The 20,519-nt window shown below is 70.3% G+C and carries 22 protein-coding genes; 6 read left to right on the top strand and 16 right to left on the bottom strand.

The features are described 5' to 3' along the window. Window positions 1-129 precede the first annotated feature (129 nt). The gene (locus tag ACH0BZ_RS14230; RefSeq protein WP_406899254.1) at window positions 130-654 is read right to left on the bottom strand and encodes a carboxymuconolactone decarboxylase family protein; all 525 of its coding nucleotides are present in this window, start codon (window positions 652-654) and stop codon (window positions 130-132) included. Beyond that, window positions 651-1,247: a peroxiredoxin gene (locus ACH0BZ_RS14225; RefSeq protein ID WP_406899253.1), complete on the bottom strand. Its 597-nt coding sequence runs from the start codon at window positions 1,245-1,247 to the stop codon at window positions 651-653. The genes ACH0BZ_RS14230 and ACH0BZ_RS14225 overlap by 4 nt, the downstream gene beginning before the upstream one ends. Before the next feature lie 154 nt (window positions 1,248-1,401). Here ACH0BZ_RS14225 and ACH0BZ_RS14220 point away from each other — a divergent pair, with 154 nt between their 5' ends. Continuing rightward, the gene (locus ACH0BZ_RS14220; protein WP_406899252.1) at window positions 1,402-2,337 is read left to right on the top strand and encodes a hydrogen peroxide-inducible genes activator; all 936 of its coding nucleotides are present in this window, start codon (window positions 1,402-1,404) and stop codon (window positions 2,335-2,337) included. Here ACH0BZ_RS14220 and ACH0BZ_RS14215 read toward each other — a convergent pair. The 3 genes from ACH0BZ_RS14215 to gndA are packed head-to-tail and all read right to left on the bottom strand — an operon-like array spanning window position 2,271 to window position 6,039. Continuing rightward, window positions 2,271-3,263 (bottom strand): hypothetical protein, encoded by a 993-nt coding sequence (locus tag ACH0BZ_RS14215; RefSeq protein WP_406899250.1) that lies wholly within the window; start codon window positions 3,261-3,263, stop codon window positions 2,271-2,273. The two genes, ACH0BZ_RS14220 and ACH0BZ_RS14215, sit on opposite strands and share 67 nt — an antisense overlap. Further along, window positions 3,260-4,546: a DEAD/DEAH box helicase gene (locus ACH0BZ_RS14210; protein WP_406899249.1), complete on the bottom strand. Its 1,287-nt coding sequence runs from the start codon at window positions 4,544-4,546 to the stop codon at window positions 3,260-3,262. The genes ACH0BZ_RS14215 and ACH0BZ_RS14210 overlap by 4 nt, the downstream gene beginning before the upstream one ends. A 20-nt stretch (window positions 4,547-4,566) precedes the next feature. Then, window positions 4,567-6,039, bottom strand: coding sequence for an NADP-dependent phosphogluconate dehydrogenase (gndA, locus tag ACH0BZ_RS14205; protein ID WP_406899247.1), 1,473 nt, complete (start codon window positions 6,037-6,039; stop codon window positions 4,567-4,569). Between the two features lie 350 nt (window positions 6,040-6,389). Between gndA and ACH0BZ_RS14200 the strand changes: the two genes are divergently transcribed. After that, window positions 6,390-7,151: a hypothetical protein gene (locus tag ACH0BZ_RS14200; RefSeq protein ID WP_406899245.1), complete on the top strand. Its 762-nt coding sequence runs from the start codon at window positions 6,390-6,392 to the stop codon at window positions 7,149-7,151. Window positions 7,152-7,240: 89 nt separating this feature from the next. Beyond that, the gene (locus ACH0BZ_RS14195; protein WP_406899244.1) at window positions 7,241-7,666 is read left to right on the top strand and encodes a PaaI family thioesterase; all 426 of its coding nucleotides are present in this window, start codon (window positions 7,241-7,243) and stop codon (window positions 7,664-7,666) included. 13 nt (window positions 7,667-7,679) lie between these two features. On the opposite strand, the gene ACH0BZ_RS14190 is transcribed toward ACH0BZ_RS14195, so the two are convergent. Continuing rightward, complete coding sequence (locus tag ACH0BZ_RS14190) at window positions 7,680-9,155, bottom strand: NAD(P)/FAD-dependent oxidoreductase (protein WP_406899243.1); 1,476 nt, start codon at window positions 9,153-9,155, stop codon at window positions 7,680-7,682. Between the two features lie 224 nt (window positions 9,156-9,379). On the opposite strand from ACH0BZ_RS14190, the gene ACH0BZ_RS14185 reads away from it, so the two are divergent. After that, window positions 9,380-10,684 (top strand): class I SAM-dependent methyltransferase, encoded by a 1,305-nt coding sequence (locus tag ACH0BZ_RS14185; protein WP_406899242.1) that lies wholly within the window; start codon window positions 9,380-9,382, stop codon window positions 10,682-10,684. Window positions 10,685-10,732: 48 nt separating this feature from the next. Then, complete coding sequence (locus ACH0BZ_RS14180) at window positions 10,733-11,212, top strand: nitroreductase family deazaflavin-dependent oxidoreductase (protein WP_406899240.1); 480 nt, start codon at window positions 10,733-10,735, stop codon at window positions 11,210-11,212. A 108-nt stretch (window positions 11,213-11,320) separates the two neighbouring features. Here the strand turns inward: ACH0BZ_RS14180 and ACH0BZ_RS14175 are convergent, their stop codons facing one another. Then, a complete protein-coding gene (locus ACH0BZ_RS14175; RefSeq protein ID WP_406899238.1) occupies window positions 11,321-11,818 on the bottom strand; it encodes a MaoC family dehydratase in 498 nt (165 codons plus the stop codon). A gap of 109 nt (window positions 11,819-11,927) precedes the next feature. Between ACH0BZ_RS14175 and ACH0BZ_RS14170 the strand changes: the two genes are divergently transcribed. Then, a complete protein-coding gene (locus ACH0BZ_RS14170) occupies window positions 11,928-12,695 on the top strand; it encodes a thioesterase family protein (RefSeq protein ID WP_406899237.1) in 768 nt (255 codons plus the stop codon). 3 nt (window positions 12,696-12,698) lie between these two features. Here the strand turns inward: ACH0BZ_RS14170 and ACH0BZ_RS14165 are convergent, their stop codons facing one another. From ACH0BZ_RS14165 to ACH0BZ_RS14125, 9 genes are all read right to left on the bottom strand, one after another. Then, window positions 12,699-13,160 carry an N-acetyltransferase family protein gene (locus ACH0BZ_RS14165; RefSeq protein WP_406899235.1) on the bottom strand — a complete coding sequence of 154 codons (462 nt, stop codon included), beginning with the start codon at window positions 13,158-13,160 and terminating at the stop codon, window positions 12,699-12,701. Between the two features lie 25 nt (window positions 13,161-13,185). Continuing rightward, on the bottom strand, window positions 13,186-13,893 hold the full coding sequence (locus ACH0BZ_RS14160) for a type 1 glutamine amidotransferase domain-containing protein (protein WP_406899234.1): 708 nt from the start codon (window positions 13,891-13,893) through the stop codon (window positions 13,186-13,188). A gap of 46 nt (window positions 13,894-13,939) precedes the next feature. After that, window positions 13,940-14,560 carry a TetR/AcrR family transcriptional regulator gene (locus ACH0BZ_RS14155; protein WP_406899232.1) on the bottom strand — a complete coding sequence of 207 codons (621 nt, stop codon included), beginning with the start codon at window positions 14,558-14,560 and terminating at the stop codon, window positions 13,940-13,942. Window positions 14,561-14,568: 8 nt separating this feature from the next. Beyond that, complete coding sequence (locus ACH0BZ_RS14150) at window positions 14,569-15,234, bottom strand: enoyl-CoA hydratase-related protein (protein ID WP_406899231.1); 666 nt, start codon at window positions 15,232-15,234, stop codon at window positions 14,569-14,571. A gap of 193 nt (window positions 15,235-15,427) precedes the next feature. After that, a complete protein-coding gene (locus ACH0BZ_RS14145; RefSeq protein WP_406899230.1) occupies window positions 15,428-16,624 on the bottom strand; it encodes a hypothetical protein in 1,197 nt (398 codons plus the stop codon). A gap of 53 nt (window positions 16,625-16,677) precedes the next feature. Continuing rightward, window positions 16,678-17,502, bottom strand: a complete 825-nt coding sequence (locus ACH0BZ_RS14140) for an MOSC domain-containing protein (RefSeq protein WP_406899229.1) — start codon at window positions 17,500-17,502, stop codon at window positions 16,678-16,680. A 361-nt stretch (window positions 17,503-17,863) separates the two neighbouring features. Next, window positions 17,864-19,333: a hypothetical protein gene (locus ACH0BZ_RS14135; protein WP_406899228.1), complete on the bottom strand. Its 1,470-nt coding sequence runs from the start codon at window positions 19,331-19,333 to the stop codon at window positions 17,864-17,866. 23 nt (window positions 19,334-19,356) lie between these two features. After that, on the bottom strand, window positions 19,357-19,692 hold the full coding sequence (locus ACH0BZ_RS14130; RefSeq protein WP_182642486.1) for a helix-turn-helix transcriptional regulator: 336 nt from the start codon (window positions 19,690-19,692) through the stop codon (window positions 19,357-19,359). Continuing rightward, the coding region (locus tag ACH0BZ_RS14125; protein WP_406899227.1) for a tyrosine-type recombinase/integrase at window positions 19,689-20,519 on the bottom strand (831 nt) is incomplete at its 5' end. The genes ACH0BZ_RS14125 and ACH0BZ_RS14130, both read right to left, overlap by 4 nt.

Here is a 20,519-nt window from a genome sequence, read left to right as displayed (position 1 = left end):
CGTGTGTCGCACCGGATCGGGGGCGGGGTGGTGCCTCGGGGTCGCCCCTTGGTGGTGACGTGACGACGGGACCCCGCCGACGAAGGCGTCGGCGGGGTCCCGGGATTCAGCGTGGCCGTAGCCTGGATGTCAGATGGCGGCGTCGATCTCGACGGCCTGCGCGACACCGGCGACGGTGGCGGCGATCTTGACGGCCTCCCAGGCCTGCTCCTTGGTGACGCCCTCCTTGCGGATGACGTCGTCGTGGGCGGCGGTGCAGTTCTCGCACCCGTTGATGGTGGACACGGCCATCGACCACATCTCGAAGTCGGCCTTCTCCACGCCCGGGTTGGCGATGATGTTCATCCGCAGGCCCATGCGGACCTGGGTGTAGTCGTCACCGAGGAACTCCTTGGCCCGGTAGGCCACGTTGTTCATGCCCATGATGGTGGCGGCGCCCAGCGCGGCGTTGAACGCCTCGTCCGACAGGTGCTCGCGCGCCTCGTCGGCGATCTCGGAGAGAACGGTGGCCGACTTGGTGGCGGCGGCACAGGCCAGGAAGGTGCCCCAGAGCTGCTGCTCGGACAGCTCGGTGGAACGCGCCAGGGACCCGAGGTTGAGCTTGAGATCCTTGGCGAACTCCGGGAGACCGGACTTCAGGTTCTCGATGCTCACTTGATGCCCTCCTGCAGCATTTCCATCTTGTTGAGGTTCTTGGTCGGGTCGTTCTTCTGCCAGTTACAGGCGCAGACCTCGGACGACTGGAGGGCGTCGAGGACGCGGAGGACCTCGTCCACGTTGCGGCCGACGGCGTCCGGGGTCACGGAGACGAACTGGATCACGTTGTCCGGGTCCACGATGAAGGTGGCGCGGTCGGCCACGCCGTCGGCGTTCTCCACACCGAGCTCACGGATGAGTTCGTGCTTGATGTCCGAGAGCAGCGGGAACGGGACGGTCTTGAGCTCATCGTTGGTCGCGCGCCAGTTGAAGTGCGCGAACTCGTTGTCGATCGAGCCACCGAGGATCTGGGTGTCGCGGTCCTGGAATTCCTCGTCGAGCTTGCCGAAGGCGGCGATCTCGGTGGGGCAGACGAAGGTGAAGTCCTTCGGGTAGAAGAAGATCACGCGCCACTTGCCCGGGTAGGACTGGTTGGTGACGGTCTCGAAGTAGTCCTCCGGCTGCTGGGCGTTGACCTCCTTGAGGTCACCTCCCTTGAGCGCGGTGAGCTCGAAATCGGGGAACTGGTCTCCGATGGTGAGAATGGCCATGTGATCCTCCTGGATTGGGGCTCGTAAGGACGTACATTCACGAGTATGCCAACCTCCCAGTGAAAGGGAAAGCCTTTGAGACAATTGTCACTTATAGCTATGGTTGAATAATGCTTGCTCGACTTCGCCTATGGACTGCCCTAGTCTCATAGGTATGCCCGATCAGAGGTTCGTCCCGAGTGTGACGCAGCTACGGGTGTTCCTGGCCGTCGCGGAGCGACTCCACTTCCGGAGCGCGGCAGCGGACCTCGGGCTCAGCCAGCCGTCGCTCTCCCAGGCCCTCGCCACCCTGGAGGAGGGGCTCGGCCTGCGGCTCGTCGAGCGGAACACGCGGAGTGTGCTGGTGACCCCGGCCGGCGAGCGACTGCTGCCCTACGCACGGGCCGGGGTGGCCGCGATGGACGCCGTCACGGACGCGGCCGCCGGGAGTAGCGGGCCCCTGTTCGGGCCCCTGCGGATCGGCGTGATTCCCACCGCCGCCCCCTACCTCCTGCCCGGACTCCTCCCCGCGCTCGCCGAGAACTTCCCGGACCTGCGGCCCCGCATCGTCGAGGACCAGACGTCCCGCCTACTTGACGGGCTGCGTTCGGGCTCGGTGGATCTGGCCGTCCTGGCGCTGCCCGCGGACACCGCCGGAATCGAGGAGATCCCGCTCTATCACGAACCCTTCGCCCTCCTACTTCCGGCGGAGCACGAACTGGTGGGCCGGGACGACCTGCCGCTGGACATCCTGGGGGAGGTGCCGCTGTTGCTGCTCGACGAGGGCCACTGCCTCCGGGGCCAGACCCTGGACCTCTGCCGGCAGGTCTCCGCCCGGGTCCTGGGCCGGGGCGACACCCGCGCGGCTTCGCTCACCACAGCCGTCCGGTGTGTCGCCGGGGGGCTGGGAGTGACGCTCGTCCCCGAGTCGGCCGTGGAGTCCGAGTCCCGGGACCCCGGGATCGGTGTCGCCCGGTTCGCCGAGCCCCGACCCGGGAGGACGATGGGGCTCGTGCTGCGGTCCGCGACCTCCGGCGACGAGGCCTACGCCGAGTTCGGTCGCATCGTGGCCGAGGTCGCCGAGCGGACGTTCGGCGCGACCCCCGTCTGATCGTCTCCGTGCGATGCCCCGGAAGACCAGGCGTCCACCCGGGCCGCCGCCGCGAGGTAGCGGCGCCTCAGGGCGGAGGATCGTGCGATCCACCGGCGCTGGAACGCCACGAACGTCGCCCGTCCGGCCGGGGTCTCGACCGGGATCGGCTCGAGTCCCCACCGCGACAGGTCGTAGGGGGAGGAGCGCATGTCGATCTCGCGGGCGTCGAACGCCGCGGTGAGCGCGTCCACGAGCAGCTCGCCGGGAGCGCCCGCCTCCATCGCCGCGACCCACGCGTAGACGTCCATCCCGGCGTGCAGGCACGCCGGCTGTTCCCGGTGCGGCTGGTCGTCCCGGGTGAGCAGGTGCGCGTTGAGCGGGGCGGCGGGTTCGGTGAAGAACCGGAAGGCGTCGAAATGCGTGCAGCGCAGCGTGGAGGCGTGGACCACCTCGTCGATGCGTTCGTGCGACAGGCGTAGTGGAACAGTTCCGTGACGGATCTCCTTTCCTCTGGTTCCGTAGAGCATCGCCCACTCGTGGAGACCGAAGCAGCCCGTGGCGCCCGGTCGGCTCAGCGTGGCCTCGGCGATGCGACGGTTCCGTTCGAGGCGCTCTCCGCCGCGGGAGAGCACCGAGTCGGCGTCCACGACGAGCCCGGCCCGTCCATCGACCTGCGCGTGCCGGTAGTGCCTCCAGGTCCTGCGTTCGGTGCGGTGCGCCCCCTCGAGGAGCAGGCCGGGCCCCGGGTGCCACCGCCCGGCTGTGCTCACGCTGGTGCGGTAGTAGGTGAAGAGGAAGTCGACGACGGGGTGGGGCTCGCCGCGCCGGCGACGCTCGAGGTGGTCGGTCGTCAGCGCGTCGACGGCGGCGCGGTGCCGACGTGCCCAGGCGGTCCAGATCTCCTCGGGTACCACCGCCGGTGCCGGATGCCCGCCCGCGGTCACGACCGGTGCTTCCTCTTGGGCCGGTGGTCCCGGGACCGTGCGGGCCGCCGGCTGCGGGCGGGGGGCGCGGGCTCACGCCGACGGCGAGGCCGGTCGATCTCGGGGCCGAAGGCAGCGGTGAGCCGCTCGCCTGCGGACCGATCCGCAGGGTTGACGACCTCGACCGTCATGCCGGCCTCGGTGGCCTGGGCGCGGACGCGCGCCACCTCGTGTGGCCGGACGAGCGCCGCGACGACACCGGTGGCCGCATCCCCGCGGCCGGTCCGCCCCGATCGGTGGACGAGGTCGGCGACCGAGTGCGGTGGGCCCACGTGGACGACGTGCCCGATCGCGGCGAGGTCGAGGCCACGTCCGGCGAGGTCTGTGGTCACAAGCACCCGTGCTGCCCCGGACGTCAGCTCGGCGAACGCGCTCGCGCGCCGGGTCGGCGAGGCCGAGCCGTCCACGCCGGAGGCGGGGACGCCGGTGGCGGCGATCGCCGCTCGGAGTGGCTCGACGGCGTCGCGGCGGGGGACGAAGAACAGTGCGCGCCGACACCGCGAGGCGAGCGTGGCGGCAAAAGCGTCCGGGTCAGCGGTGGCCACCACGACCAGGCGTCGGGGCGGCCCGGAGGTGGTGGACGACGCCGCACCGTCCGCGGCCGTGGGCGAGGGAATGGTCACGCGGTGGACGGCGAGGCCGGGCCGGCGTCCGCGCATGTCCTCCACGACCGCGTCGTCCGCGGTTGCGGTGGTCGCCAGCAGGGTGGCGCCCTCCCACGCGGCGAGGAGCATCGCGGTCTGGTCCGCGAAGGACGGGCCGAGGAGCTGATCCACCTCGTCCAGGACCACGACCGTGGCGTCGGTGGCGGTGAGCGCCCCGCCCCTGAGGAGGTCGGCGAGGCGCCCGGGTGTCCCGACGGCGACGTCGACCGGGGCGACGAGGGCGCGGCGGTCGCGTGACAGCGGTTGCCCCCCGACGAAGGAGGCCACCCTCAGGCCGGCGCCGGCGCAGACCTCGGCGACGACCTCGGCGCACTGCGCGGCGAGCTCGCGGGTGGGGGCCACGACGAGCGCCCGGGGCCGCCCTGGCACGCTCGGGGAGCCCGCGAGTCGGTGGGCGACGGCGACGGCGAACACCAGGGACTTGCCTGAGCCGGTCGGCGCCACCGCGAGCAGGTCCCGGCCGCCCACGGCGTCCCCGAGCGCGGCCGCCTGGATGTCGCTCGGTGGGCCGGAGACCAGCGACGAGACCGCGTGCCGGATCGGGACGGACACCCCCAGTGCGGCGAGGGCCTCGTCCATGTCGGCGGGGCGGGGGCCGCTCAGACCTCGACCTCCGAGCGATCACCGCTCCACAGGGTGTGGAAGCTGCCCTCCCGGTCGGTACGTCGGTAGGTGTGCGCGCCGAAGTAGTCGCGTTGACCCTGGATGAGCGCGGCCGGCAGGCGTTCGGTGCGCAGGCCGTCGTAGTAGGCCAGTGCGGCGGCGAAGCCGGGGACGGGGATGCCGACGGTGACGGCCTCGGCGACCACTCGACGCCAGCTCTCCACACAGTCCGCGAGGGCGTCGGCGAAGTACGGCGCGGCGAGGAGGGTCGGCAGCTCCGGGTCGGCGGCGTACGCCTCACGGATCCGGTCGAGGAACGTGGCGCGGATGATGCACCCGCCGCGCCAGATCGTCGCCAGCGCGCCGCGGTCGATGTCCCAGCCGTACTCGGTGGCGGCCGCGGTGATCTGGTCGAATCCCTGGGCGTAGGCGATGACCTTGGACGCGTAGAGCGCGCGACGCACGTCCTCGATGAACGAGTCCGGGTCGACGCCGTCGGTCCGGAGTGCGAACTCCGGCAACGCGCGACCCGCGCGACGCTGTGGGGTCGAGCTCGACAGCGCGCGGGCGAAGACGGCCTCGGCGATGCCGGTGACGGGCACGCCCAGGTCGAGTGCGGACTTGACGGTCCAGCGGCCGGTGCCCTTCTGGCCGGCCTCGTCCACGATCACGTCGACGAGAGGCTGCCCGGTGGCGGCGTCGACCTGCGCGAGTACCTCGGCGGTGATCTCGATGAGATACGAGTCCAGTTCGCCGGTGTTCCACTCGCGGAACACCTCCGCCATCGCGGGGGGCTCGATGGCGACCAGGCCGCGGAGCAGATGGTAGGCCTCGCCGATGAGCTGCATGTCGGCGTACTCGATGCCGTTGTGCACCATTTTGACGAAGTGCCCGGAGCCGTCGTCGCCGATGTGGGTGCAGCAGGGCGTGTCGTCGACCTTCGCGGAGATGTCCTCGAGCATCGGGCCCACGACCTCGTAGCTCGAGGCCGGGCCGCCGGGCATGATCGACGGGCCCTCGAGGGCACCCTCCTCACCTCCGGAGATCCCGGCGCCGATAAAGCGGATGCCGCGCTCGGCCATGGCCTTCTCGCGCCGGATCGTGTCGGTGTAGAGGGAGTTGCCGCCGTCGATGATGATGTCGCCGGGATCGAAGGCGTCGGCGAGGGCCTCGATCACCGCGTCGGTCGGGCCGCCGGCCTGCACCATGACGAGCGCGCGACGCGGGGTGCGGAGGGCGGCGGCGAACTCTGCCACGGTCTCGGTGCGGACGAACGTGCCCTCGTGTCCGTGCTCGGCGAGCAGGGCGTCCGTTTTTCCGCCCGAGCGGTTGTGCACGGCGACGGTGTATCCGTGTCGGGCGAAGTTGCGGGCGATGTTCGAGCCCATGACGGCGAGGCCGGTGACCCCGATGTCCGCGGTTCCGGTGGTGTCGGTGGTCGGCTGCCCGTCGGCACGCTCAGTACTCATGCGTGCCAGCCTAGTCGACCGCCCACGCGGCTGAGGACCTGCGGGGATGCCCGCCCGGGGGGAGGGATTCAGGGCCCGGCGGGACGTAAAGTTGCTGATACGACATGTGTGTCCCGAGTGCACATATTGGGAAAATTGCCCGTGCCACCTTGGTTCACGGGTGCGATGTGTTGTATCACTGAATACCGGAACGGGAGTACGGCGCCGACCACGATTCAGGGGACACGCATCGTGGCGGGGCGCCCGATCCGGCCGGTGGGGACCGTCTCGAGGGGGGACGGGCCGGCCAGTGCTCCGGGTGCGACACCAGGTGTCGTGCGGGGCACCACATGGGGGGAGGGGACCCACGCATGACCAGCTCCACGCAGGGCGAGACGACGGCAGCGGTGTCGGTGTTCGACGAGACGGTGGGGGTCCTCGCCGGGCTCCGCCCGGGGTATCCGAAGTTCTACTCGCTCGCGGACCTGTCCACGCAGTCCCGGCGGCGCTGGGTACCGCTGGAGCGCGCCGTCAGCGGCGGCCGCGTCGAATTGATGTTCCGCAACTACTTCGCCGAGTCCGGCGATCTCCGCTTCGCCACCTACCTGGTGGCCGACGCGTTCGCCCACGGCGTGCTCGGGCGGGCGGTGGCGAGCTTCGTCACCACGGGCCGGGTGTGGGACACGGGTGCGGAGAACCTCGCCGTACGGACCGATATCGAGGGCGGCCTGGACTGGGCGGGGGTCCGCGACACCACGTTGCGCGTCCTGCCGGGGGACCCGGCGGCCCCGGCGCCCGGGACCGTTGTTCTGCCGTGCGAGGAGGCGCTCGCCTACTGGCTCGCCTGCCGGTCCCGCGCGACGCTGGCGCCCGTGTTCGATCGACTGTCCGAGGTGAGCACCTGCGACGTGGACACCCTCTGGTCGACGGTCGGGGAGTGCGTCCTCGGTGCCGCGACGATCGTGCCGACCTTCGCGGCAACGAGCCCGGAGGTGGGATATCGCAGGGGGCAGTACGTCCTCAAGGCGCTTCACGACGCGGGGTTGGCGGTCCGGACGCGCAGCGCGCTGCCACGGACGCCCGGCTCGGGCCCGATCCCGGTGCGCGACCGTGGGTGGCGGTCCGTCCGCTGACCTGTGTTGCGGCCCGTCGTCTGGCCGGCGCCCGGTAGCGTCGGTAGCCGAGGAGCCCGGACGGTCCGGGCCGCGGAGGAAGTGATCCGATGTCAGACGACGTGATGGCGCAGATCCGGGCGCACCAGAAGCAGGGTTTCGGCAACGTCGTCGGGATCGAGTACGTCGAGGTGGGCCCGGATCGGGTCGTCGTGACGGTCCCGGTCGAGCCACACCTGCACCAGCCGCACGGGATCGTGCACGGAGGCGTCCACTGTGCGATCGTCGAGGAGGTCGCCAGCGTCGCCGGATCGGTGTGGCTCGGCGGAGACGGCAGGGTCGTCGGCGTCAACAACTCCACGGACTTCCTCCGCGCCGTCACCGAGGGCACCCTCACGGCGACTGGTACACCTGTTCACCGGGGGCGCACCCAGCAGCTGTGGCGCGTGGAGATCACCGACGCCTCCGGGCGCACGGCCGCGGTTGGCCAGGTCCGTCTGGCGAACCTGGAGCCGCCCGCCCCCCGCGAGGGCTGAGCGCGGGCGCCCGTCAGTCGCGGGCGGTGGTGGCGCTCGGCGCCGGTGCGTCTCCGGCGTCCTCCGGCGGGCCCTGCACGGGTTCCGAGGCCGACGCCGCTTCCATCGCTGACCTGAGCGCGGCGGCCTCGTCGGCCTGGACCCGTTCGATTGCCTGGCGCGCGTACACCCACTGCTTGGTGGAGGTGAGCTGCGAGCGGTGGTCGCCGCCCACGTGCATGCCCCACGAGAAGAGCGCGGTGAGGCGGTTCTTGAAGCCGATGAGATAGGCGAGGTGCACGACGAGCCACATCACCCAGGCGATGAAGCCGGCGAGCTCGAAGTTGCCGACCTTGACCACCGCGCTGAAGCGCGACACCGTGGCCATCGAGCCCTTGTCGAAGTACTTGAACGGTTTGCGCTGGTCCGGCGTCTGGCCCTTCTCGACTCCGGCGATGATCTGCCGGGCCGCGTACTTGCCGCCCTGGATGGCGACCTGGGCCACGCCGGGCAGGTTGTCGAGGGCCATCATGTCGCCCACCACGAAGATGTCCGGGTGGCCGGACAAGGAGAGGTCCTTCTGCACCAGGACTCGGCCGGCCCGGTCCACCTCGGCGCCCGTCTGGTCGGCGAGCATCTTGCCCAGCGGGCTGGCCTGGACGCCGGCGGACCAGATCTTGCAGGAGCCGTCGATGCGGCGGACGGAGCCGTCCGGGTCCTTGACCTCGATGCCGTGGTAATCCACGTCGGTCACCATGGCGTTGAGCTGGATCTCGACACCCATCTTCTCGAGCCGGGCGCGGGCCGCGTTGCCGAGCTTGTTGCCGAACGGCGGGAGCACCGCGGGCGCGGCGTCGAGGAGGATCACCCGGGCTGAGGCGGGGTCGATGCGTCGGAAGCTGTTCTTGAGCGTGATCTGTGCCAACTCGGCGACCTGGCCCGCCATCTCGACGCCGGTCGGTCCGGCGCCCACGATGATGAAGGTGAGCAGTCGGCGTCGTTCCTCCTCGTCGTTGCTCACCTCGGCCTGCTCGAAGCAGCCGAGAATACGCGAGCGCAGCTCGAGGGCGTCGTCAACCGTCTTCATGCCGGGAGCCCAGCGCTCGAAGTGGTCGTTGCCGAAGTAGGACTGGTTGGCACCGGCGGCCACGATCAGGCTGTCGTACTCGAGGTCGAAGCCGATGTGACCCGCCGTCGCGTGGAGCTTCTTGGCCTCGACGTCAATCTTGTCGACGTCGCCGAGCACGCACGTCGCGTTCTCCTGGTCACGGAGGATGAGCCGGGTCGGCGGGGCGATCTCGCCGACCGAGAGGATGCCGGTGGCGACCTGGTACAGCAGTGGCTGGAACAGATGGTGCCCGGTCTTGGCGACCAGCGTCACGTCCACGTCTTTGCCGTCGAACTCCTGGGCCGCGAACAGGCCGCCGAACCCGGAGCCGATGATGACGACGCGGTGCCGGCGGGCTGTCGATGCGGTCTCGCTGACCTGGTCGAATGCGGGCTCGGTCATAGGGGCTCCTGGTGAGGGTGCGTATGTCGTGACCGTCTCAGGTTCGTCGGCCACGGCCAGCGCGCGTGGCGCGCGGGCACGAGTCCCCAGGATAGAGCGTCCCAAGGGTCACTCGCACGCGGAGCCGGTCGGAGGTGGTGGGCGACACCCCCCGCCGCGCCTGACGGGCACGGGCCCCGGTCGGCGGTACCGTCCACCTCACGTGGCCCGAGAGGAGGGGACCGGTGGTCCGACTCGAACCCCAGACCGTCGATCTGGAGCGCTGGCCCGGTCTCGCCGATCCGGACGGGATCGGCGGCCAGGCGGCCGGTGACGTGGCGCAGGCCCTTCGTCGGTCGGCCCGGGAGCTCGGGGTGCGGATCGACTACCCGGACTCGTCGGCGGCGGGGGAGTTCGACGCCCCGGTGCGGATCGTCCTGGCGGAGCCGGAGCACTTCTGGGCCCGTCTGGCCGCGGGTGGCGTGGTGGGCCTCGGCGAGTCGTTCATGGCGGGGGAGTGGACGTCCTGCGACCTGCGGTCGGCGATCGCGGCGCTGGCGCCGTGGATCGCCGCCAACGCCGACTGCGCGCATCCCGGGGAGAGGGCCTACGGCCGTGAGGGCCGGGCACCGTCCGTCGTGCCCCGCCGCCGGGGACGCCCGGGGCCGGTCGAGCTCGAGGACGCGGTGCCCGGCGCGCTCACCTCGCTCTACACGGACGAGACGATGTCGACGTCCGGCGCGGTGTTCGCCTCCGGCGCCCGGACGCGGTCGCGACTGGACGACGGCACCGATCTCGTCCATCTGGACGCGCCGGCTCCGCCACCGCGCCGGTCCGACCTCGGCGACGCCCAGCGCCGCGCCGCGGACACCCTGCTCGCGCTCGCGGGGGTCGCGGACGGCTCCCGGACCTACGTGGCCACGCCGGGCTGGGGGGAGCTGCCCATGCGGGCTGCGGAGCGCGGCGCCCACGTGCGGACCTCCACCACCTCCACGGAGCGGTTGGCCGCACTGGGCTCGCGGTTCGCCGCCGCGGACCTCTGCGAGGAGATCGCCCTCTCGCTCGGTGGGCCGACCGACGTCGGGGGCAGCCTCGACGCGGTGGTGGCCGTGGAGCCGGCTTCGACCTCGGGGATGGCGGGGCTCACGGCGGTGCTCGACGTGGCCGTCGAGCACCTCTCCCCCGGGGGCCGGATGGCACTGGCGACGCCGGTCGCCCCGGCGCGTCCCGTCCCCGCGGTGGTGGAGCTGTCCGCGTGGCGGTCGTTGTACGTGTCCGAGGCGGGTCCCCCGATGGCGTGGCCGGACCTCGTGGAGGCCGTCTCCCGGCGACGCCGCCTGCGTTTGAAGGGTCGCGTCGAGGCCACCGCGCATCACGCGGAGACCGTGCGCCTGTGGTCGGAGACGTTCGCCCACAGGGGGCGTGACGCGGCCGCGCTCGGGTTCGACGCGGTCTACCGGCGGATGTGGGCGTTCCACCTCGCCGCCCTGGAGGCGGGGTTGAGACGGGGATGGATGCAATCGGTGCAGGTCGTTGCCGTCGCCGACTGACACCTGTCCCGTTGAGTCGGGTGCTCCTGACCTCGTACTATCGCCCCCATGCCCAACCTCCTCACCCCGGTCGCGATCTGGGTCGGTCGTCTCGACGCCGCGCGCGAGAACTCTCATCTCGTTGTCTCCCTCGACCGGCGGCTCAGCAAGGCGACCCGGGGGAGGGTGCCGCTCCTGCGGATCGCGGGTCTGCCCACGCTCATGCTGCACGTGCCCGGCCGCAAGAGCCGCGTCGAGCGCAGCACGCCACTGCTGTGCGCGTCGTGGCGAAACGGGTTCGTGATCGTCGGCTCCAACTGGGGCGATGCCAAGGCGCCGGTGTGGGTCCATAACCTCCGCGCCGCCGGCGAGGGTGAGGTCGCTATGTCCGTGCACGGCGTACGGCTCAAGGTGGACGTGCGCGAGATCGCGGACGCCGACCGGTCGTCGGCGTGGCGTGCCGCGGTCCGGACGTGGCCCAACTACGAGATCTACGCGAGCCGGACCACCCGGCAGCTGCCGATCTTCCACCTCACCCCGCGGCTCTGAACCCGGGGGCAGAACAGGCTATCGAGAAGCGCCCTGGGCTGTTCGATCCGTGCGGTGAGCGCGTCTTCGTGGGGGCCCACCAGAAAGACCCACTCGCGCATCGGCTCGTCATCCCGCGTCCGCCCCGGGCCGCCGGCCCACCATGTTGAGGGCGGTAGCGGTGAGGACCGGGTCGCCGTCCTGGTTGAGCAGGGTGGCCTTCGTGGTGAGCACCCCGCGGTCAGGCTTGCTCCGAGAGGGCCGGACCTCGACGGTCTCGCAGATCAGCGTGAGCCGGTCGCCCGGGCGCAGGGGTCGCACCCAGCGCAGTTCGTCGATCCCGGGGGAGGCCAGGCTGGCGTTGGCCGTGAGGTAGTTGTCCGCGAAGAGCCGCATCATGAGCGCGGCGGTCTGCCAGCCACTGGCGATGAGGCCACCGAACGGGCCGGTTGCCGCGGCCTCGGGGTCGGTGTGGATGCTCTGCGGGTCGTACCGCCGCGCGAACTCCATGATCTCCTCGCCGTCGACCGACTCCTCGCCGAAGCGGTAGCGGGCTCCGGGCGTGTAGTCGTCGAGGTACCGGTCGTCGATCGGGGTGCTGAAGGTGTCGAACTGCTCGTCGCTCATGGGGGAGAGTCAACCCCACCGGTCGCGGCGTCGCACGGAATCGGCGGGCCGGGGTGCGCCGCTGTGTACGATCCGGTTAATCACGATTCGCTCAATCAGGGAGAGGGCCATGGCCTATTTCGAGCGGCTCGGGCCGGCGAGCTTCCACCCGACCGAGAACACCAGCGGCGCCTGGGATCTGTCGATGCAGCACATCGGTCCCGCGTTGGGGCTGTTGACGCACGCGGTCGAGCAGGACCTCGCGGCGCGGCGGGACGACCCGATGGTGATCTCGCGCCTGTCCTACGACCTGCTCGGCGTGGTGCCCATGGACGTCGTCGACGTGCAGGTGAGCGTGCTGCGGCCGGGCCGGACCATCGAGCTGGTCGAAGCCACCTACGGGCATGGCGACCGGCCGGCGATCCGGCTGCGTGCCTGGCTGCAGCAGCCGCGCGACTCCTCCGCGGTGGCCGGCGACGGCTTCGACCCGCTGCCGCCGCCGTCGGAGATGGAGCCCTGGGACCCCACCACCCTCTGGCAGGGCGGTTACCTGGCCTCGGCCGAGGTGCGTCGCGACTATGACCGGCCGGGCCGGGCGCGGTACTGGGTGCGGACCGATGTGCCGCTTCTCGCGGGGGAAGACCTCAGCCCGCTGGCGCGTGCAGTGGGGCTGTTCGACATCGCCAACGGCATGGCCGTGCGCGAGTCCCCGGCGGACGTCGAGTATCCCAACATCGACCTCACCGCGCCCCTGGTGCGCGAGCCGCACGGGGAGTGGGTGGGCTTCGACACGCGGGTGACCTTCGGCGCGGGCGGGCTCGGGCTCACCCACAGCATCCTGCACGACGAAGTCGGACCACTGGGCTCGGTGGCGCAGACACTGACGGTCCGGACCTGACCGCTACAGCTGTCGTAGGTAGCAGAGGAGATCGGAGCCCGAGTCGGGGTCGGAGCCCGAGAATCCGTGACGGGCGTAGAAGCGGCGGGCGTCGGCGTCCTCGGTCGCCACGATGAGGTGGATCTCCCGGGCGCCCCTGGCCGCGCACTCGGATCGAGCCCGGTAAATCAGTGCGGTGCCGATCCCACGCGAGCGCTGGTCGGGGCGTACGTAGAGTTCCTCCAGCTGGGCGAGCGGCCCGTCCCGGTAGGGGGTTGGGCGCAGGGTGATCAGCCCGAACCCCACGTCGTCCCCGTCCCCGGTGGTGTCGCAGGCGATGACGGCGAGGACGTCGTCCCCGGCGAGCAGGCCTGCGAACCGGGTGCCGAGCTGCGCCACCTCCGGAACCGGGCGGTCGAACTCGGTGTTGAACGCGTGGAGGAGCCGACCGAGCGACGGCGCGTCGTCGACGCCCGCCAGGCGCACCGGCGCGGTGGCTCTCCGCCGCCGGTCACGATGCCGACCCGAGGTCGGCGACGAGCCGTTCGGCCAACACGCGGGAGGACTGCGGGTTCTGTCCCGTGTAGACGGCGCGGTCGACCACGACGTGCGGCTGCAGGGGGAGCAGGGCCCTGGAGTACTCGATCCCGGCCTCCCGGAGCCGGTCCTCGAGCAGCCACGGGGCCTTCTTGGCCAGCCCGTTGAGAGCCTCCTCGCGGTTGGACAGACCGGTCATGCGGTAGCCGGCAAACGGAGAGGCCTCCCGCCCGTCGGAGGCGGCGAGGATCGCGGCGGGGGCGTGGCACAGCATGGCGAGCGGACGTCCCGCGGCGAGCCGGTCAGCGAGGAGCCGACCGGACGTCTTGTCGTAGGCCAGGTCCTCGATCGGGCCGTGGCCGCCCGGGTAGAAGACCAGGTCGTAGGTGGCGTGGTCGACGGTCTCCAGGTCGACGGGGGCATCAAGTACCGGTGCGAGCTCGGTGAGAGCCTCCTTGATCCGCCGGGTCTTGGGCGGCAGGCCCCCGAAAAGTCCGAGGCTGGTCTGGTCGACGGTGGGCGGGGTGCCGCCGGGCGTGGCGACGGTGACGTCCCAGCCGGCCTTCCGGAAGACCTCGTACGGGGCGAGGAACTCCTCGGCCCAAAAGCCCGTGGGGTGACGCGAGCCGTCCTTGAGGGTCCAGTGGTCGGACGCGGTCAGGATCATGAGAACGGCAGTCATGGGCGCGAGGGTACGGGCATGGACGCCGCGCGCAACTGCTGTCGGTTCATCCAGCCTGGCGCCCGGGTCCGGGTGGTGGCTCCGAGACCGCACCCCGGACGGCCCGGTCGAGGACATGGAGCGACACCGGATCGGTGAGGTGCTCGGCCCGGAGGAGGAGAGCGCCGGGCAAGGTGACGACGCAATGGCGCACGGTCGTCACGGCGACGTCGTCCCGCCGACCCCAGAGGCCGTCGGCGAGGTCGGCGAGGTGACCGCTCAGACGGGCGTGGAATCCGCGTAGGAGAGCGCGCCCCTCGTCGTCGAGGCGGGGGGTGAGGAGTTCGTCGGTGCGGGTAGACAGGAGGAGTCGGGCGCCGTCCGGGTCCGACTCCGCGAACGCTGCGGGGGTGAGAGCGGCCGCGACGAGCGCCTCGATCGCGCCGGTGTCGGCCCGCGCCCGGTCGATCCTGTCCTCGAGGAGTGAGAGGTACGCTTTCGCCTCCAGTGCCCATACCCGGGCCAGCAGGCCATCGCGGGAGCCGAAGGCGTGGTAAAGGGCGCCGTTCGAGGCGCCCGAGGATGCACCGAGTCCACGGATGGTCACGCCCGCGGGACCGCGGGCGACCCAGAGGGCCCTGGCGTGTCCGAGCAGCCCGTCGAGATCGTGGCGGCGGGGGCGTCCCATCGGCTTCGTCAGACGGGCCCGTGGCCGCGGAGCGCGGCGAGCGCCCCCTCGAACATTCTCGCCTTGATCGTGCCCAGCGTCGCCCGGTCCTTGCCGATGAGGTCGCGAACGACGCCGGCGGCGGTCTCCTGCAGATCGTCGAGATCGGCCGTGGCGTCAACGATGCCGATCCTCTCGGCGTCCACCCCGCCGAAGCGGCGTCCGGTGGTCATGGAGGCGAGCGCCGCGGCCGGGGTCAGCTTGCTCAGGATGAGCGCGTTCATCCCGGGCGTGAACGGGATGCGGATGTCAACCTCCGGGAAGCAGAAGTATCCGCGGTCGGACCTCATGACGCGATAGTCGTGAGCCATGGCGAGCATCGCACCGGCACCGAAGGCGTGACCGTTGACCGCGGCCACCGTCGGGACGGGCAGGGTGAGTACCCGTGCGAAAAGTGTGTGGACCCGCTCGACATACTCGTCGTGACGGTCGAAGTTCTCCCTCAGCCATTCGAGATCCAGGCCATTGGAGAAGAATTTCCCGCCGCCGATCGTGACGAGCGCCGTGGGCTCGGCCGAGGACTCGAGGTCGTCCAGTGCGGACTCGACCGATTCGAGCCAGTCGGGGGAGAAGCGGTTCTCGTCGTCGCCGAGGTGAAGGGTCCGGAGAGGCCCCTCGGCGGAGAGGGTCACCATGGTGGTACTCCTTTGCTCGAGAGTGCGATACGGGCACGATAACAGAGCGGCGCTCCATAACAGTCGTGTGCGCCGCACCGCCGGAACGGTGCGGGCGCCCTGGGCCTCGTGCCAGGATTGCCCCGGCCCGGAGCACGAGCACGGTGAGCAGCGCGATCGCGATGTTCTGACACATCACCGCCCGCGGCGGGTCTCACTCGGCGCCGATGAGCGGCTCTACGTAGGAGCGGATGTCCTGCGTGGGCAAGCCGCGCGGGTGGAGCTCCCGGACCCGGTCGAGGGTGGCCAGCGCGATGTCGAGGTGGATCTGCTTGGAGCGGGCGTAGAACTCGGCGGCGGCGCCGGCCAGCTTGGGGGCGGCGTGCATCGGCTTGTCCGAGACGCACAGGAGGGTGGCGTTGGGGATGCGGTACCGGAAGCCGTTGGCGGCGACGGTGGCGGACTCCATGTCCACCGCCACGCAGCGGGCGGTCCGCATGTCTGCAAGGGGCTGCTGCTGGTTGAGCTCCCAGTTGCGGTCGGCGGTGGTGTACACCGTGCCCATGCGGAACTCGGAACCCCGTGCCTCGAGTTCCTCGATAAGCAGGCGGTTGAGGCGGGCCGTCGGTACGACGGGGATGGTGGTGGGCAGGACCTCGTCCAAAACGTGGTCCTTGCGGAGGAACCCCGTCGCCACCACGTAGTCGCCGATCCGTTGACGGTTCCGCAGGCCGCCGCAGTGCCCGATCATCATCATGGTGTCGGGGCGGAGCACGGCGACGTGGTCGGTGGCGGTCTTGGCGTTGGAGGGGCCCACTCCGATGTTGATCAGGGTGACGCCGCTGCTGTCCGGGGCGGGTGCGTGGTAGGCGGGCATCTGGACGTCGTCGCGGTGGGGGCGCTCGGCGTCGGGGAAGCGTTCGAGGAAGGCCTCGACGTGCATGCGGTAGTTGGTGAACAGGACGTGGCGCTGGAACGACTCCGCCGGCGTCCCGGTGTAGTGGGCCAGACGGTCCAGGGAGAGAGCCATCCGTTCGGGGCCGAAGAGGAACAGCTTCTTGGCGCGTAGGTCGAACCGCTGCTCGTCCACGGCGTCGAAGAACAGGGGATCGTCGAAGCCCAGTGCCTGCCGGGACGGGGCGACGGTGATCTGCGCGCCGAGTTTGAGCAGAGCCTTGAGCTCGCGGGCGAGGTACCAGTCGATCGCCGCGGGGCGCGCCATCTCGCCGACGATGATCGGGTTGTGGTCCGACCAGGGGCGGACCACCTCGATTCGCGGATAGCGACCGGAGGCGTCGATCTCGATGAGCGCTTCCAGCAGCCGCGCGGCCGCCTTCCGGCGGGCCTTCTTGCCCTTGGGGTCGTTCTTGTCGCCGGTGAGGTCCGCTCCCGCGATCGTGATCTCGGCCATGGCATCCTGTCTACCGCGCGGAGGCGGCCCTCGGCGGAGAGGTTCGTCACCGTTCAACTCGTCCGCGGAAGCACCGCCACCTCGTCGCCGACCCGGACGGTACCGGACCCGTCCGGGATGAGGTGCCGGGCGAACCACGTCTTCCCGTCCCGCCGGCGGTGACGCGCGAGGGTGCGCAGGGGGTCCGGTCCCTTGGCGAGGGTCGTGGGGTCGATCGTCGTCATGACGCACCGGTCGACGCTCCGCACCACCCGGCACTCGACCGGGCCGAGTCTCACGCGGGACCAGGAATCCTCGGCGAAGGGCTCGTCGCCGTCCACCACGATGTTCGGCCGGAATCGTGACATCGGGAGGGGAGTGTCGCCGCCGATCCATTCGTTGAGCCGTGCGAGGGACGCCTCGGTGGCGAGGGTCACGGGGTAGCTGTCGGGGAACGCGGCGTGGTCGTGCGCGGAGGCGAGGGCGGGATCGAGCCTCCGGAGCGACGGGTCGTGACACCAGACCAGTCGGAGGTCCGCACGGCCGACGACGGAACGGATCCACTCGTGGGCGTCCGGCGCGGCCAGAGTGGCCGTCATCCGGTGCCGGCGGAACATCGTGACCCGGAGCGGCGGGCCGGTCGGCGCGGTGACGTCGAGCGGTGGATGGCCGTCCGCGCCGAGACGCAGGTCCGCGGTGACCGCGGGGTCGGTGACGGGCGTGTCGGCGACGACCCGGAACAACTCGGGCAGCGTCCGGGCCGTGACGGCCTCACCGTCGCCGTCCACGACCATCCATCGCCGGTCCCCGCGGAGACCTCCGGGATCGAGCGGCGCCGCGGACACCGGACGGATCGCTCCGCTCTTGACGGGGTGGAGGTTGATCGCCGTGATCCGCATGGGGCAGAGGGTAGTCATCGTGGTGTACCCGGGGGCCGCACACGACACTGCTTACTGATCAGGTGCCGGGTTCTGAGGTGTCGAGTTCCCAGTGGGGTTGGGGTCCGGGGGCGCAGATACGGCCAGTTCACGGGCGCCAGCCCGGGACGAAGATCGGCTGCGGCTCTGTACTCGCCAACCGCAAGTCCGCACCTGCCCGGACTTCAGTGGGTAATAACGGAAACGCGTAACGATACCCGTTCCCGAGTGCTGCGTAGGCGGATCTGGACCGTTCGATGACGGACGATTGCATACCATCCGACCTCGGCGCCGAGAAGCGTCAGCGTTGGCACCCGCGGCCAACTCCGCAGGTCGAAGTCGATCAGCGGCCGGGTTCCTGGTGGAGTTCGGGGTAGGCACTCCAGGTGGCGCCGCTGATGAATGCGTGACGCTCGGTTGTCTGAGCTCTGTATCCGAACTGGGTTGCCGCGATCGCCGGGGGAATGCTGCGGACCAGCTCGCGCATGGCGCTGTTGCGTGCGCCTCGAAGGTCGATCCCGTTGTCGCGGAGCTTGCCCATCAGTGACTGCGGGTTGATGTGATGACCTGCAGTGACTCCGGGAAATAGCCACTGGGATGTTCGGTTGGCGGCGGTGGTCATGTTGGGGCGATGCTCGATGAGCGCGATCACTGGGTCGGCGAGCGGATGCGGGAGTGCTACCTCGGCGTCGGCGAAGCGGATCCACAGGCCGCCGCTGTCGTCGGTTCTCAGTGCGTCCAGTCGGATTGCGGCGATGCGCGAAACTGGTTGCGCGCAGATCAGCAGCAGGACGGTGGCGGCTTTGACCCACACCGGGGTCTCTCGCCGTTCCAGAATCGTGGCCAATTGGGCGTAGCGCTCATCGTCGCTGGTCATGGGACTGGTTCGGGCCCGTCGGTGGGGGAACGCGAGGTGGGCGGCTATGTGTTGGTGCGTGATGCACCACTTGACGAACATCCTGGCGGTGCTGCGGGTGGTCGGCCCAGTAGCGAGCCAGGTGTCGATATCGGACTGTGTCGCCGCCTCCAGCGCAGTGTTACGGGTGTAGAGCCAGTTGACGAAGTCGATCGCCACGGTGATCTCCTGTTTGGCGTTGGCGATCGGCCCGTTCTCCAGGGGTTGGCGCTGCGCGCGGGCGCGGAGGTTGCGCAGGTGGTGCCAGGTGGAGAATCCGGTGATGACCTGCTGCGATTGGTGGATTGGAGTGGAGGCGAGCTTCTTCTCGAGCCAGTTGGTGAAGCGGTCGAGGTTGCGGTCATAGGGTGCGAGGATTCCGCAGCTGATGAACAGGTCCCGTAGATGACGTGCGGTGCGTTCAGCGGGGTAGTGGGCGAAGGTGTCGTGACTGATGGGCACGCGGTGTTGCGCGAACCCGTCCAAGAGCTGGCGAACGTCGGGATTGCGCAGCCAGATGAGCGCACTGCGGGGATGGTCCTGGCTGGTCAGCGCGTCGAGTAGTGGTCGCAGCTCGGTCGAGACCAGTCCGGTGTCGGCGGTGGTGAGCAGGGCGGTCAGGTCGTCGGTGAGGCAGCATCGGGCGCAGAGTCCTCGGCGGTGGGGTTCGTCTTGATCGCCGCAGCGGGTGCAGGTCAGTCGGGGGTCGTCGATTCCTGCGCAGTCGGTGCAGATGGCCTCATCGTCGGCGAGGCCGGGTAGCAGTCGATCCGGCGTCAGGCAGCGCGGACACGTTCCGCGTCGGCGGGTGGCCTGTTGGTAGCAACGGCGGCAGACGAAGCCCTCGGGCCAACGCACGCCGCGATGCTGGCGTTCGTCGTCGCACCGTGTGCAGTGGTACTTCGATGTGTCAGCCATGGGGGTGCCACCTGGGGTGCCGTTTACGCCGGTGGGCCGGGTCGGTGGATGTGGGCCCGTTTCGGGCGCAGCGGCCCATCAGTTGCGGGGGAGGCGTCGGTGGCGGTTCGCCGCGAGGGTGCGGTGTCGACCCGGAAGTCGCAGAGATCTTCGACGCTGCAGTCCAGAACGTGGCACAGGGCGCCGAGTAGGGCCAGGGGCAGCCGGTCCGGGGTGCGTCCGAGTAGGCGGTAGAGCTGCGAGGCGGAGAGCTCGATGCCGACCTCGTGTAGCGGGGTGATCAGGTCAGACAGGTTGTGCATGTCCCGGGCGGTCATGACTTGGCGTAGTCGCCACTGGTAGGCGATCCGGTGCTTCATGTCTCGGTCGTCCTTTCGGGCAGACGGTCAGCTGCGGCGCGTAGGGCGGCGGCCACGACGCGGCTGCGGTAGTCGGGGGAGACGAAGGTGTAGAGCGAGGTGGTCGAGGCGTACTCGTGTCCGACCTGTTCTTGGATGAAGCGGGTGTCGTAGCCGGACTCGACCAGCAGCGTGACGTAGCTGCGGCGCAGGGAGTGAAAGTCCAGTCCGGGGTCGGTCAGGCCGGCTGTGTCACAGAGGTCGGCGAAGCTGTGGGACAGTGCCCCGTTCGAAATCCGTTCGGATCGTTCGGTTGGAAATAATGCGGTCCCGGTGGTGCGGTCGAAACTGGGGCGCCCCTGGTCGATCCACTGCTCGAGGCAGTCGATCACCCACGCGGTCTCCGGGACGGTCAGTACGCCGCGTCGTTTGGCGGGGGATCCTTTGCCGGGCTTGCCGTATCGGACGTAGCAGACCCCGAATCGGCCGAACTGCCGTGCCCGCGGATTCGGTCCGAAGTCTGTCAGGTCCAGCATGCGTACTTCGTTGCGGCGCAGCCCCCAGGCGTAGGCGACCTTGGTGATCGTGGCGGTTCGCAGCGCCACCATCGCTCCCTTCGTGCCGACCTCATAGCGGCGGGTGACCTGCTCGTCCGCGGTATCGCACAGGTCCTGCAGTTCGTCGGTGGTGTACGCCCGTTTGCGTGGGTCGCCGGGGCCCTCGTGGACGTGGCGGGCCGAGTTGGCCTCGGTAATGATCTGTACGGGATGCGTGGCGAACCGGTCCTGGCATTGCTCGGCCCACTCGTAGGCCGGGTCGAGCAGGTAGTCCATGAAGTGCCGCAGCGC

Source organism: Dietzia sp. 179-F 9C3 NHS (genome assembly GCF_045369825.1).
Lineage (GTDB): Bacteria > Actinomycetota > Actinomycetes > Mycobacteriales > Mycobacteriaceae > Dietzia.
This window is presented reverse-complemented; position numbering and strand designations above follow the sequence as displayed.

Excerpts from the sequence above, each read along its gene's own strand:
- ACH0BZ_RS14225 (WP_406899253.1), bottom strand. The coding sequence starts at position 1,247 with ATGGCCATTCTCACCATCGGAGACCAGTTCCCCGATTTCGAGCTCACC.
- ACH0BZ_RS14220 (WP_406899252.1), top strand. The coding sequence starts at position 1,402 with ATGCCCGATCAGAGGTTCGTCCCGAGTGTGACGCAGCTACGGGTGTTC.
- ACH0BZ_RS14210 (WP_406899249.1), bottom strand. The coding sequence starts at position 4,546 with ATGGACGAGGCCCTCGCCGCACTGGGGGTGTCCGTCCCGATCCGGCAC.
- gndA (WP_406899247.1), bottom strand. The coding sequence starts at position 6,039 with ATGAGTACTGAGCGTGCCGACGGGCAGCCGACCACCGACACCACCGGA.
- ACH0BZ_RS14200 (WP_406899245.1), top strand. The coding sequence starts at position 6,390 with ATGACCAGCTCCACGCAGGGCGAGACGACGGCAGCGGTGTCGGTGTTC.
- ACH0BZ_RS14195 (WP_406899244.1), top strand. The coding sequence starts at position 7,241 with ATGTCAGACGACGTGATGGCGCAGATCCGGGCGCACCAGAAGCAGGGT.
- ACH0BZ_RS14190 (WP_406899243.1), bottom strand. The coding sequence starts at position 9,155 with ATGACCGAGCCCGCATTCGACCAGGTCAGCGAGACCGCATCGACAGCC.
- ACH0BZ_RS14180 (WP_406899240.1), top strand. The coding sequence starts at position 10,733 with ATGCCCAACCTCCTCACCCCGGTCGCGATCTGGGTCGGTCGTCTCGAC.
- ACH0BZ_RS14175 (WP_406899238.1), bottom strand. The coding sequence starts at position 11,818 with ATGAGCGACGAGCAGTTCGACACCTTCAGCACCCCGATCGACGACCGG.
- ACH0BZ_RS14170 (WP_406899237.1), top strand. The coding sequence starts at position 11,928 with ATGGCCTATTTCGAGCGGCTCGGGCCGGCGAGCTTCCACCCGACCGAG.
- ACH0BZ_RS14160 (WP_406899234.1), bottom strand. The coding sequence starts at position 13,893 with ATGACTGCCGTTCTCATGATCCTGACCGCGTCCGACCACTGGACCCTC.
- ACH0BZ_RS14155 (WP_406899232.1), bottom strand. The coding sequence starts at position 14,560 with ATGGGACGCCCCCGCCGCCACGATCTCGACGGGCTGCTCGGACACGCC.
- ACH0BZ_RS14150 (WP_406899231.1), bottom strand. The coding sequence starts at position 15,234 with ATGGTGACCCTCTCCGCCGAGGGGCCTCTCCGGACCCTTCACCTCGGC.
- ACH0BZ_RS14145 (WP_406899230.1), bottom strand. The coding sequence starts at position 16,624 with ATGGCCGAGATCACGATCGCGGGAGCGGACCTCACCGGCGACAAGAAC.
- ACH0BZ_RS14140 (WP_406899229.1), bottom strand. The coding sequence starts at position 17,502 with ATGCGGATCACGGCGATCAACCTCCACCCCGTCAAGAGCGGAGCGATC.
- ACH0BZ_RS14135 (WP_406899228.1), bottom strand. The coding sequence starts at position 19,333 with ATGGCTGACACATCGAAGTACCACTGCACACGGTGCGACGACGAACGC.
- ACH0BZ_RS14130 (WP_182642486.1), bottom strand. The coding sequence starts at position 19,692 with ATGAAGCACCGGATCGCCTACCAGTGGCGACTACGCCAAGTCATGACC.